Genomic DNA, 12,646 nt, shown 5'->3' with positions numbered 1-12,646 from the left:
GATTAAGTAGTAGATCACCACGATTACGATCAGGATTAGGAGAATCCCGATCCAGCCCCACAATACCGATGTTTTCACAGTGATTCTGAATTGCGCGGTGGACGACGCCTCGGGCGAGTTGGCGTTAATGTTCAACTGATAATCCCCGGCGATCGCTTTGCTGGACGCTTTCACGGTAGCGGCGACCGTCGTTGATTTGCCGGGAGCAAGCGAGGCGATTTTCGTCTGATCAAACGTTACTTCCCAATCAGCCGGGGTATTTGCCGTTAATTCAATATTTTTCAGCTCGGCTGAACCCTGGTTGGTTAATTTCAAATCGATTTTTTTCTTATGTCCCGCCGTGATGTTGGTGGAAAGCACATCGTTCACGGTGGACAAATCCAATTTGAAAGTGCCGGTGATGACCACTTCCAGCTTGGCGTCCGCGCTGCTCGATTTGGTTGCGGCATGGATCGGGATTTCATACGTTCCGGCTTCCACGTTTTGCGCCGGCGTAATGTCTATATTGATACTGTGCGTCGTATTTTCATCCACCGAAACGGAAGTGACACTTTTTCCGGAGTCTTCGAACTCGACGTTCCAGCCTGCCGGCGCGTCCGCGCTCAAAGCGTAATCCTGCTTGCTTGCCGTACGGTTTTTCAAGTCCGCGCTAAAATTGAAATTGGAGTCGGCATGGCCTTGCATGTTCGGTTGATTGACAAGCAACTCCGTTTTGTAGGAGCCCTGCTCGGTCACGTTAATCGTCAAATTCAACGCGCCGAAGCTGCCGGCGGTTACTTTGAATGTGTAAGTCCCTTTGTCGACGGCGAGCGGCACATCGATGTCAAGGTTTATGCTGCGCGAATCATCCGCTTGGACGGCGATTTTCTGGATGCCGTAGCCGCCTGAGGACAGGTCGCTTTTCCATCCGTCGGGAAGTCCTTGCACCGCAACCGGCACTTCCTGGGTAGCGTCCGAATGATTGATCACATCAATTGAATAACTGACGGTTTGGCCCGGTGTAACAGACAAATTGGTATAGGGCGTATACAACTCCACGCCGCCGGCGGCAAGCGCGGTATAGCCTCCCACCGTTCCTCCGCCAAGTGTTAATGCGAGCAGAAGACTGAATGCAATCTTCCAAAACTTCATGTTGCGACCTCCTTAATATTATTTTTCTCTCGAAAAAAATGTTAGCAATGTTTGCCGCGCTTTGAATTAAAGGACAATAAAAAAAACCTTAAAAAAAAATAAAAAATGCTGCAGGCTTTCCGCGGCATTTTTGAATAAATCGTGAACGTTAGGGGAAAATGTGAAACAAATTGCCATTGCAAACGTATAAACAAGTAGATGAAAATAACAATGGGAATGCTTAACTTCCATAAAATGTAATATAATTTTAATCTTCAGGTAATCCTGCATTAATCTTGATCGTTTAGGATAGTCGTGAAGGAAAGGAGGCGAAATTCGCACAATGATCCTTTATCAAATGGTAAAACGAATGGAAGAACAGATGGGCCGAAAACAACGGGAAACCCGAAAGGAAGCCGAAAAAAAGCCTGTCCGGCGCCTAGACAAGCCAACGGTTGAGGAAAAGCCGGAATTAAAGTGCGCTGCGGAAAATGACGTGGAATTGCTGCCGTTAAGTGTTGCGGATTTGCTCCAGCATCCCCCGGATACGGAAAGCAGAGAAATTGTAAATTCCTGATGTTGCCTGTTTAAACGTCCACTCGCCTTGGCATTAAAGGAGATTGGACGCTTTGATTTTTTCGATGGCGATGCAATAGGGCGGGGCGTTTTTTTGGTTGATGAACCGGTACAACAGCGCTTGATATATGGCTTGCGGAAGCTGTTCCGCCCACGCTTCGACAGCTTTTGCTTCTTCCTTGCCTCCCGGATGCCCGGTATACAGCACAATCGTGATAACGCCACCCGGCTTAAGCAGTTCAAGCGCCGCCGCCAGCGCTTCTATCGTCGAGCGGGGAGCGGTGACGATACTGTGGTCGCCGCCGGGCAAGTACCCCAGGTTAAACATAATGGCGGAAATTCGCCCGTGATATGGTTTAGGGATTCGTGCCGCCATATGCCCGTGGGAATCGCAAAACAGCTGCAATTGCCCGAAGCCGGGCGGCTCGGCAGCGAAGCGGCGCAGCGTCTTGTCGATCGCCGCTTGTTGAATGTCAAAGCCGAAAACGATCCCGCGCGGGCCGACCAATCGCGCCAAATGAATCGTATCCGTGCCATTGCCGACCGTTGCGTCGACAACGCAATCGCCCGCTTTCACCCTTTCGGCAACCAGCTTGTTGGCAAACCCGATAACAGATGCCAGGCGCATCGCAATTCCTTCTTTCCGCGCATTTCCCGCAAGTATCCGGTCGCATAAACATCGCATCTCATATTGTAACGAAAAAACGAAGTGGATGCGAATCATGTAGATACGGGAATACAATAGCGAAACCTGGAGGTGGGAAAATGGCGGCATGGGCAATGGCATGCGGATTATTGCTGTTTTGGGCGGTTGTTTGCACCGTCTCGTTTTTTGGCTGGCGGAATGTGCGGACATTGCCGAACGCAGCGGAAGCGAAGGAACGGTTGCCGCTTGTTTCCGTCATTGTTGCGGCGAAAGAAGAAGCGGAAAATATTGCCGCGACCGTTCGCTCCTTAATGGGGCAAAAACTTGCGCGCATGGAATTGATTGTAGTGAATGACCGTTCGCGGGATGCGACGGGCGTGCGCGCGGAATTGCTGAAAAAAGAATTTGCCCTTCGCGAAAAACCGCCGTTCCCGCTGAAAACCGTACATATAACCGCGCTTCCGGAAGGTTGGCTGGGCAAAAATTACGCGCTGTATCAAGGGTACCTGCAAGCGCGCGGCAGCATGCTGCTGTTTGCCGACGCGGATGTGCGGTTTGATCGCGACGTGGTGAAAGATGCGCTCGCGTACATGAGCGCGCAGCAAATCGACCATCTCACCCTGATACCGGATCTGCAAGCGGAAGGCTTTTGGCTGAAAGCGTTCGTACGCTATTTCCTTTTTTCCCTCTCGCTTGTCCGGCCGCCGTGGCTAGCGAATATGGATAAGCAAAAAAAATATGGCTTTGGCGTCGGAGCGTTTAACCTGATGAAACGAAGCGTTTATGAGGCAATCGGAACACATAAGGCAATTGCGATGCGGCCGGACGACGATTTGGAATTGGGCATGCGGATCAAACAGGGCGGATACCGGCAGCGCGTCATGACGGGTACAGGCAGGCTGGAGGTGAAATGGTACAACAGCCTTGCCGAAGCTTTTCAGGGTTTGGAGAAAAATTTGTTTGCCGGGTTTCGGTATAACCCGCTACTAGCTTTCATTGCCGTTTCCATGCAATTGATGCTGGGCGTATTGCCGTTTGCCGGTTTGTTTTCGCCCGATTTGCCGCTTGCGATTGTTTCGTTGGCGGCGGTCGTCTTATTTGCCGGCGCTTATTTATTCGCCGCGGGCAGAATATCGCAAGACAAGCCATGGGATGTTTTGGTTTTGCCTGTGTCCGCGCTTCTAGTGGCTTATGCCATCGCTCGCTCCGCTTGTTTGGCGGTGCTGCGCGGCGGCATATATTGGCGCGGGACGTTTTATCCGCTGCGCGAACTTCGCCGCAAATTCTGACCGCTTTGCAAATCCAAAGAAAGCGGGATATAATGTCATCCAGCTAGCTTTTGTTGGAGGGATCATGATTTGCGGCTGCGCGGAAATAAACGCGTGAAGGAATGGATGGAACGGGAAAACCGCCTGATTGTGCGGGATCACAAGCAAAATAAAGGAAAGTGGCGGGAGTTTTTCGGCAATGACAAGCCGATCTTTGCGGAGCTCGGCATGGGCAAAGGCGGCTTCATCAGCGAAATGAGCCTGTTGCACCCGGAAGCAAACTTTATCGGCATCGATATGTATGACTTGCTGATCGGCAGAGCGGCGGAATTGGCTTTTCGGCTGTGGCGGGAACAACGCGGAGGCGAACCGGACAACCTTGCGCTGATGCGAATGAATATCGAATATCTGGAAGAAGCGTTTGCCGACGGGGAAATCGAGCGGATCTACCTTAATTTCAGCGACCCTTGGCCCAAGGCGAGGCATGCGCGCAGGCGGCTGACGCATCCCCGCTTTTTGCAAAAATATATGCGGATATTAAACGAACGCGGGGAGATTCATTTTAAGACCGATTCGCCAAGCCTTTTCGAATTTTCGCTCAACGCGATCGCCGAAACAGGTTTAAAAATGCGCAACATCAGCCTCGATTTGCATAAAAACGGCAATATCCCGGGGAACGTCATGACGGAATACGAGAAAAAATTCGTGCAGCAAGGCAAAAACATTTTTCGCCTGGAGATCGTCAAACAACCGCCTATTTCAAAAACTCCATGATCGTTTTGGAGCAGCGGTTGGGATTGTATTTGGAGACAGCCTGGGCAATCTTGGCGCGACGGCAAGTAAATTCGGAATATTGCTCAAGCAGCAGGCGAAACCAGTGGTCGACGTCCTCGATTTTTTTCAATTCAAAACCGAAGCCCCGTTCGGTAAAGTATTGGCAATTTTCTTCTTCCTGTCCGGGTATCGGATTGTAAAACAGCATCGGAACGCCTTTGGTAAGCGCTTCTGTGCAGGTCATGCCGCCGGGTTTGGTGATCAAAAGGTCGGAGACTTCCATCAATTGGTCGATGTTTTTCGTAAAACCCAGCATATGGATGTTCGGGTGGCGGAATATTTCCTGCTCGGCAAGTTTGGCCCGGAATTTCTCATTGCTGCCCAAACAGAAAATCAGTTGGATGCGATCGCGCCAATTCGCGGCCCGGATTAACATTTCTTCGTTTTTGATCACGCCCCAGCCGCCGCCCATGACAAGCACGGTGGGCATTTCCCGCAAACGAAAGCGGGCGCGGATTTCCGCTTTATTATGCTGTTCCCAAAAATTCGGATGCACCGGTATGCCGGTCACCTCGATTTTCGTATCCGGTATGCCGCGCGCCAGAAGCTTTTGTTTGACATTTTCCGTAGACACCAAATATTTGTCGACTTCCGGGCTGACCCAGGTGCCGTGGGCGTCATAATCCGTAATCACGGTGCAGAGCGGAACGTTCAGCCCCAACCGTTTCAGCCGGGAAATGATAATGTTGGGGAACGGATGGGTGCACACCACCGTATCCGGGCGCAATTGCCGGATCAACTCGGTCGTTTGCTTATAGTAAAAACGATGCAGGACAAGCTGCGTCAGACGGTTGATCGATTTGTTGTACTGCGAGCGGTACACTTTTCCCACCAGTTTGGGCCGTGAAATGACAGCCCGGCGATACGCGCCGATAATCCACGGAGTGATCGTGGGATGCAAAAAACCCCCAAGCTCAATCACTTTGGTAAGCACGTCCCGGGAATTTTTTTTCAGGCTTACAGCCAACGCGTGCGCGGCCTGCGTATGTCCGGTGCCGAAACCTTCTGATAAAAGAAGCACTCGTTTCTTCCGCAAGGGAGACTCACCTTCCCTTGATCGATTTTATCGCACAACACTCCAACATGTATTTTACCCTATATCGCCCGAATGTGAAACACTTGACAAGGCTTATTGCCAATGATATATTTACAAAGTGAATTTTTGTCTCCGAAAAGTAGAGGCGCCCGCTTCTCACCTGACCGACTTAGGTTGGCTGGTTCATCGGTTCCGTACGTCATTTGTAACGCAAATGAACGAATGAACATTGAACCCTGAAGTGTGGGCGAATCTGCCCGCATTTTTTATTTTTCAAAAAGATGGCCAGGAGATAAACATGAAACTGTTGGAGGTGGCAGAATATCAGTAAAGAACATTTGATTAACGAAGAAATTCGTGCGAGAGAAGTTCGGTTGGTCGGCGTAAACGGCGAGCAAATCGGCATCAAACCGCTCCGTGAAGCGCTGCAAATGGCTTCCGACCTGAATCTTGACTTGGTCAACGTTGCTCCCCAGGCCAAACCGCCGGTATGCCGCATTATGGATTACGGCAAATATCGGTACGAAATGCAGAAGAAAGAAAAAGAGGCGCGCAAAAATCAAAAGGTTGTCGATATCAAGGAAGTGCGCTTTTCGGCCAATATTGAAGAGCATGATTATCAAACGAAGCTGCGCAACGTCGTCAAATTTTTGAAAGAGCAGGATAAGGTCAAATGCTCGGTTCGTTTCCGCGGTCGGGAAATTACCCATGCGGACATTGGGCAAAAGGTGCTGGAACGTCTGGCCCGGGAAATCGAGGAATACGGCGTGGTCGAGCGCAAGCCGAAGCTGGAAGGCCGCAGCATGATCATGATTTTGGGGCCTAAATCTTAAATAGGAAAGCTTGAAGGAGGATTATCACATGCCAAAAATGAAAACACACCGCGGAGCGGCAAAACGCTTCGGAAAAACGGGCACAGGCAAAATCAGAAGATACAGAGCGTGCAGAAGACATATGCTGGAAAGCAAGGATGCGGGACGGATGCGCCATTTGCGCGGTTCCGTCATCATGGCGAAAGGCGATGTGAAGCGAATCAAGGAATTGCTTACGTATGTCAAATAATCCCGTTCATTTCGATATTTAGGAGGTAGAGCATTATGGCAAGAGTAAAGGGCGGGATCGTATCTCGTCGGCGTCGCAATAAAGTGTTGAAACTGGCAAAAGGATACTTCGGGGCCAAACACCGTCTGTTTAAAAAAGCGAACGAGCAGGTCATGAAATCGCTGTACTACGCGTATCGTGACCGTCGGCAAACAAAACGCAATATCCGCAAGCTGTGGATTGCCCGGATCAATGCGGCCGCAAGGCAAAATGGGCTTTCCTACAACAAGTTTATGCATGGGCTGAAATTGGCCGGCATCGAGATCAACCGCAAGATGTTGGCGGAACTTGCCGTAAACGACGGAAAATCGTTCTCCGACCTGGCGGGCGTGGCGAAAGAAAAAATTAAATAACGCTTGACTAATGATTTTCCTGTTGTATAATTAACTTTAAATTATTGAACCCTCATTGGGGCAACGTAATATTTGTATCGGCGAAGAAGAGGACGAAGCGACAAGGGCAATTTTGTTCAGAGAGCGAAGGATTAGCTGAAACCGACGCCAAAACCCCTTATTGCGAGCTCACCTCGGAGCTGTTTTCCTGAACCGCGCAGGGCGCCAGGACCTGCAGCCCATTAGGGAAAATCGGATTTGCACACGTTACCGTGCAGAGGTATGGAGAGCAAGTTCCCATACTTCCTGAGGTTGCGCATCGTGAGGTGCGCAACAAAGCTGGGTGGTACCACGAAAGCGCACAATCCCTTTCGTCCCGTTGCAAAAAAGCGGCGGGATGAAAGGGATTTTTAATTTGCGTATTTTCCGTATTTTTTGAAAGGAGGACTTGGTTCGCATGACATCACAAAGTGCGAGTGCTGTGCTGACGGAAGACATGAGAAAAAAATTGCTGCAGCCGGATCTGATCTCGGGATCGGAAATGCTGTTGCGGAGTTTGCTTTTGGAAGGTGTGGATACCGTGTTCGGGTATCCGGGCGGCGCCGTGTTGTATATTTATGACGCGATGCACGGCAACAAGGATTTTCACCACTTGCTGACACGGCATGAGCAAGGCGCGATTCACGCCGCCGACGGCTATGCCCGGGCTACCGGGAAAGTCGGGGTGTGCATCGCCACCTCCGGACCGGGGGCGACCAATCTGGTCACCGGCATTGCGACCGCTTATATGGACTCCGTGCCTTTGGTCGTCATAACCGGTAATGTTCCCACCAGTTTGATCGGAACGGATGCGTTCCAGGAAGCGGACATAACCGGCATTACGATGCCGATTACCAAACACAGCTATCTGGTTCGCGATGTCAGCGATCTGCCGCGCACCATCCGCGAAGCGTTCCATATCGCTTCAACCGGGCGCAAGGGGCCCGTTTTGATCGATATACCGAAGGACGTTTCCGCGGCGAAAGCCGTGTTCCATTATCCGGAACATGTCGTAATCCGCGGATACAACCCGACCGTTTCGCCGAATAAGTTGCAGATCGACCGTTTGCTGCAGGCGATCGAAAAAGCGGAAAGGCCGGTGATATTGGCGGGCGGCGGAGTCGTTTATTCGGACGCGCAACAGGAACTGATCGCATTCGCCGAAAAAACGCGGGTGCCGGTTATTACCACGTTGCTCGGTTTGGGCGGATTCCCGAGCGGGCACGAATTATGGGTAGGCATGCCGGGCATGCACGGAAACTATGCGTCCAACAACGCCATCATGGAATGCGATTTGTTGATCAGCATCGGCGCCCGCTTTGACGACCGGGTGACGATGAAACTGGACGGTTTTGCGCCAAAAGCGACCATTGCGCATATTGATATCGATCCGGCGGAAATCGGCAAAAATGTGCCGACGGACATTCCTTGCGTAGGCGATATCAAGGCTGTGCTGGGGGTTGCCTTGGCGAACGCGAAACCGGCCCGCTCGGCGGAGTGGCTCAAGCAGATCAAGGCATGGAACGAATTGCATCCGTTTCAATATAAGGATTCCGAAACGGAACTGAAACCGCAATACGTCATCGAAATGATCAGTGAAACGACCAACGGCGATGCGATCATAACGGCCGACGTCGGTCAGCATCAAATGTGGGTAGCGCAGTTTTACAAGTTCAAAAACGCCCGTTCGTTGATTACATCGGGCGGCTTGGGCACGATGGGACACGGTTTTCCCGCGGCGATGGGCGCCCAGGTCGGTTGCCCGGACAAATTGGTTGTGGCGATCACGGGCGACGGCGGATTCCAGATGTGTTCGCAGGAACTGGCGGTGTGCGCCATCCACAATATCCCGCTCAAAATCGCGATCATCAACAACCAGGTGCTGGGCATGGTGCGGCAATGGCAGAAAATCATCTACAAAGAGCGCTACAGCCACATCGATCTGGGAGGAAGCCCGGATTTCGTGAAACTGGCGGAAGCTTACGGCGTCAAAGGATTGCGGGCGACAAACAAAGCGGAAGCACGGCAAGCCTGGCAGGAAGCGCTCAATACGCCGGGTCCGGTCCTGATTGACTTCGTTGTGCGCAAGGAAGAGAATGTATACCCGATGGTGACGGCTGGTTCGTCATTAAGCGAAATGATATTGGGGGATGCGGAATGATACTGACAAAACATACGATCTCGATCCTTGTCAACAACCAGCCTGGCGTTCTGCAGCGGGTGGCCGGATTGTTCGGCCGGCGCGGCTTCAATATCGAGAGCATCACCGTAGGCGCGAGCGAGGAACCGGGACTTTCCCGGATGGTTGTCGTCACCGTGGGGGACGAACGGACGCTGGAGCAAATCTCGAAGCAGCTGTACAAATTGGTCGACGTCATCAAAGTCGTCGATTTGAGCGCCAATCCGATGGTTGCCCGCGAACTCGCGTTAATCCAGGTGAACGCCGAGCCGGGGCAGCGGCCGGAAATTTTGGGAGTGGTGGAAACATTCCGGGCTTCCATCGTCGATATCGGACCGAACACGCTGATCGTGCAAGCGGTGGGCGATTCCGACAAGATCGACGCGATCGTGGAACTTCTGAAACCATATGGCATCAGAGAGCTGACACGGACCGGAGCGACCGCCATGATCCGTGGTATAAGCAAATAAATGGCGGCAAGCCGCAAGCAAAAAAATATCGATCCGTAATCAAGGGAGGATGTTGGAACAATGGCAGTGACAATGTATTATGAGAAAGATGCAGATCTAAACGCGTTACAAGGCAAAACGGTAGCCGTAATCGGCTATGGCAGCCAGGGGCACGCGCAAGCGCAAAACCTGCGCGACAGCGGGGTGAAAGTGGTAATCGGCTTGCGCCCGGGCCGTTCCTGGGATACGGCGAAAAACGACGGCTTCGAAGTTTACAGCGTCGCCGAGGCGACCAAACGCGCCGATGTGGTGCAAATCCTGATGCCCGATGAAATTCAGGCGAAAGTATATAATGAAGAAATTGAGCCCAACTTGAAACAAGGCGCGGCGATTATGTTTTCGCACGGTTTCAACATTCATTTCGGGCAAATCGTTCCGCGAAAAGACAACGATGTGCTGATGGTTGCGCCAAAATCGCCGGGGCATATGGTGCGCCGTACCTATGTTGAAGGCTTTGGCGTGCCGTGTCTGATCGCCATCCACCAGGATGCGACCGGCAAAGCCAAAGATATCGGCCTCGCGTACGCCAAAGGAATTGGCGGTACCCGCGCCGGCGTCATTGAAACGTCCTTCAGAGAAGAAACGGAAACCGATTTGTTTGGCGAGCAGGCCGTCTTGTGCGGCGGCGTGTCCGCATTGATCAAAGCGGGCTTTGAAACCCTGGTCGAGGCCGGATACGCTCCGGAAATGGCTTACTTTGAATGCTGTCATGAAATGAAGCTCATCGTCGATTTGATCTACGAAGGCGGGCTTGCGGCAATGCGCGGCTCGATCAGCAACACGGCCGAATATGGCGACTATGTGACGGGGCCGCGTTTGATTACCGAGGAAACGAAGAAAGAAATGAAGCGCGTGCTGAATGATATTCAATCCGGTCGTTTTGCCCGCGACTTCATTCTCGAAAATCAATCGAATCGCGCGTTCTTCACGGCTACCCGCCGTAGGGAAGCGGAGCATCCGATCGAACAGGTCGGCGGCAGACTTCGCGAATTAATGCATTGGATTAAAAAGTAAGTCGGTTAATATTTTTAAATATCTTAATAAAATGGAGGTGGATGGGATGCGGAAAATCTATATATTTGATACGACGCTGCGCGATGGTGAACAATCCCCAGGAGTAAATCTGAATACCCAGGAAAAGGTGGAGATTGCCCTACAGCTGGAAAGGCTGGGCGTTGACAGGATCGAGGCCGGTTTTCCGGCGGCATCGCCCGGCGATTTGCAGGCGGTCAATGCGGTGGCCAGAGCCGTCAAGGGGGCTGCCGTGATCGGATTGTCCCGCTCCCGGGTGCAGGATATCGATGCTGCGAGAGAAGCGCTGCAGGGTGCGGCTGATCCTTGCTTGCATCTGTTTCTTGCCACATCTCCGATACATCGCCAGCATAAATTGCGGATGAGCAAAGAGCAGGTGCTGGAGACAGCCGAAGCGGCCATTAAATATGCCAAAAAATATTTCTCCAAAATTGAATTTTCTCCCGAGGACGCGGGCCGTACGGAACTGGACTTTCTTTGCACCGTCACGGAAATGGCGATTCGCGCGGGCGCGACGGTAGTCAATATTCCCGATACGGTCGGTTATATGACCCCTGCGGAGTTTGGCAATATTTTTAAAACGTTGCGGGAAAAAGTGCCCGGCATCGAAAAAATCCAGCTTAGCGCCCACTGCCACGACGACCTCGGCATGGCCACCGCCAATTCGCTTGCCGCCATCTACAACGGAGCTGAGCAGGTGGAAGGAACGATCAACGGCATCGGCGAACGGGCGGGCAATACGGCAATCGAAGAAGTGGCCATGGCGCTCGAAACCAGGAGCGATTATTTTCAGGCCAAAACAGGGCTTGTTTTGCGGGAAATTTATCGCACCAGCCGCCTGGTCAGCCGCCTGACCGGCATGGTTGTGCCCGGAAACAAGGCGATTGTCGGCGCCAATGCGTTTGCTCACGAGTCCGGCATTCATCAGGACGGCATGCTGAAGGAAAAAACAACTTACGAAATCATGCGTCCGGAAACAATCGGCTTAAAAGAAAGCAAACTGGTATTGGGGAAACACTCGGGCCGTCATGCGTTTCGGGAAAAGCTGGCCGATCTCGGCTATACGCTGGATGACGAGCAGTTAAACGCCGCGTTCGCCAAATTCAAGGAATTGGCCGACCGCAAAAAGGAAGTAACAGACGAAGACATTCGATCGCTCGTCGAAGAGAAAATGGTCGATATTCCGGAAGTTTACCGTTTGGAGTTCATCCAGCTTTCCTATTTCAACCAGTCGCAGCCTTCGGCAATCGTCAAGATTCGCGGCGAAAATGGCGAAAGCATAGAAGAAACGGCAAGCGGCAATGGTTCGGTGGACGCCATTTACCGGGCAATTGACAAAGCGACGGGCGAAGCTGTTGAACTGGACGATTATTCGATTAAATCGGTATCGCACGGCACCGACGCCCAGGGCGAAGTTCATGTGGTGCTGAAACAGGACGGCCTGTCCGTACACGGGCGCGGCGTCAGCACAGACGTCCTGGAGGCAAGCGCCAAAGCGTATTTGCACGCGATCAACCGGCTGATCGACAAACGCAAGCATAAAGACAGCGGAAAACGCGACAATGTGTCGCTGGTTTGACCTTCCTCAAGCAAAAGCCGGAAACAAACTGTTGGCCGCAGGATCAGTTCCTGCGGCTGTTTTTAGTTTCCATGCGAGAGGTCTAAACCCACCGCCTATAGGCGGTCGGCTGCCAGCGCCTGCACCAGGTAAACGTAAAACCTCCCCGCACAACACTCCCTGCACACTCTACAATGCACAATGCTAAAACGGCGGGCGCCTCCCCACACAACGCTCCCTGCACACTTTACATTGCCTAACGCTAACGGACGCCACAGCGGCTATTTGGCGAAAAAAGGCTGGGCAAAAATTTTAACGGACGCCACAGCGGCTATTCACCTTATTTTTACCTGAATACCGCACAAAGTGCTAAAATAGGCGCGCATACGACCGTTAAAATTGAAAACCGGGCGTAAAACCCAAAAT

The 12,646-nt window shown here is 52.0% G+C and carries 13 protein-coding genes and 1 other annotated feature; of the genes, 10 read left to right on the top strand and 3 right to left on the bottom strand.

All coding sequences use genetic code 11. The features are described from left to right. The coding region (locus VF260_01760) for an NEW3 domain-containing protein (protein ID HEX7055908.1) at positions 1–1,131 on the bottom strand (1,131 nt) is incomplete at its 3' end. A 322-nt stretch (positions 1,132–1,453) separates the two neighbouring features. Between VF260_01760 and VF260_01755 the strand changes: the two genes are divergently transcribed. Beyond that, complete coding sequence (locus tag VF260_01755) at positions 1,454–1,687, top strand: hypothetical protein (protein ID HEX7055907.1); 234 nt, start codon at positions 1,454–1,456, stop codon at positions 1,685–1,687. A 33-nt stretch (positions 1,688–1,720) separates the two neighbouring features. On the opposite strand, the gene VF260_01750 is transcribed toward VF260_01755, so the two are convergent. Further along, positions 1,721–2,314: a class I SAM-dependent methyltransferase gene (locus VF260_01750; GenBank protein ID HEX7055906.1), complete on the bottom strand. Its 594-nt coding sequence runs from the start codon at positions 2,312–2,314 to the stop codon at positions 1,721–1,723. A gap of 137 nt (positions 2,315–2,451) precedes the next feature. Between VF260_01750 and VF260_01745 the strand changes: the two genes are divergently transcribed. Together VF260_01745 and trmB are read left to right on the top strand one after the other, a co-directional pair. Continuing rightward, on the top strand, positions 2,452–3,621 hold the full coding sequence (locus VF260_01745) for a glycosyltransferase family 2 protein (protein ID HEX7055905.1): 1,170 nt from the start codon (positions 2,452–2,454) through the stop codon (positions 3,619–3,621). A gap of 69 nt (positions 3,622–3,690) precedes the next feature. Beyond that, positions 3,691–4,374, top strand: coding sequence for a tRNA (guanosine(46)-N7)-methyltransferase TrmB (gene trmB, locus VF260_01740; protein HEX7055904.1), 684 nt, complete (start codon positions 3,691–3,693; stop codon positions 4,372–4,374). On the opposite strand, the gene VF260_01735 is transcribed toward trmB, so the two are convergent. After that, on the bottom strand, positions 4,355–5,470 hold the full coding sequence (locus VF260_01735) for a glycosyltransferase (protein ID HEX7055903.1): 1,116 nt from the start codon (positions 5,468–5,470) through the stop codon (positions 4,355–4,357). The two genes, trmB and VF260_01735, sit on opposite strands and share 20 nt — an antisense overlap. A gap of 131 nt (positions 5,471–5,601) precedes the next feature. Continuing rightward, positions 5,602–5,745 (top strand) — a sequence feature (ribosomal protein L20 leader region). Positions 5,746–5,808: 63 nt separating this feature from the next. Here VF260_01735 and infC point away from each other — a divergent pair. The 7 genes from infC (at position 5,809) to VF260_01700 (ending at position 12,241) form a co-directional block, all read left to right on the top strand. Beyond that, positions 5,809–6,303: a translation initiation factor IF-3 gene (gene infC / locus VF260_01730; GenBank protein HEX7055902.1), complete on the top strand. Its 495-nt coding sequence runs from the start codon at positions 5,809–5,811 to the stop codon at positions 6,301–6,303. Between the two features lie 28 nt (positions 6,304–6,331). Continuing rightward, a complete protein-coding gene (gene rpmI / locus VF260_01725) occupies positions 6,332–6,532 on the top strand; it encodes a 50S ribosomal protein L35 (protein HEX7055901.1) in 201 nt (66 codons plus the stop codon). A 35-nt stretch (positions 6,533–6,567) separates the two neighbouring features. Next, complete coding sequence (rplT, locus tag VF260_01720) at positions 6,568–6,924, top strand: 50S ribosomal protein L20 (GenBank protein ID HEX7055900.1); 357 nt, start codon at positions 6,568–6,570, stop codon at positions 6,922–6,924. A 436-nt stretch (positions 6,925–7,360) separates the two neighbouring features. Then, complete coding sequence (gene ilvB, locus VF260_01715) at positions 7,361–9,103, top strand: biosynthetic-type acetolactate synthase large subunit (GenBank protein ID HEX7055899.1); 1,743 nt, start codon at positions 7,361–7,363, stop codon at positions 9,101–9,103. After that, positions 9,103–9,591: an acetolactate synthase small subunit gene (gene ilvN, locus VF260_01710; GenBank protein ID HEX7055898.1), complete on the top strand. Its 489-nt coding sequence runs from the start codon at positions 9,103–9,105 to the stop codon at positions 9,589–9,591. Before ilvB ends, ilvN begins: the two co-directional genes overlap by 1 nt. A gap of 60 nt (positions 9,592–9,651) precedes the next feature. After that, positions 9,652–10,644 carry a ketol-acid reductoisomerase gene (ilvC, locus tag VF260_01705; protein HEX7055897.1) on the top strand — a complete coding sequence of 331 codons (993 nt, stop codon included), beginning with the start codon at positions 9,652–9,654 and terminating at the stop codon, positions 10,642–10,644. Positions 10,645–10,690: 46 nt separating this feature from the next. Next, positions 10,691–12,241, top strand: a complete 1,551-nt coding sequence (locus tag VF260_01700; GenBank protein ID HEX7055896.1) for a 2-isopropylmalate synthase — start codon at positions 10,691–10,693, stop codon at positions 12,239–12,241. The last annotated feature ends 405 nt before the right edge of the window (positions 12,242–12,646 follow it).

The sequence above is a fragment of the Bacilli bacterium genome (genome assembly GCA_036381315.1).
In the GTDB taxonomy this organism is placed as follows: domain Bacteria; phylum Bacillota; class Bacilli; order Paenibacillales; family KCTC-25726; genus DASVDB01.
Note: the sequence above shows the minus strand (reverse complement) of the source record. Positions and strands in the feature narration are given on the sequence as shown.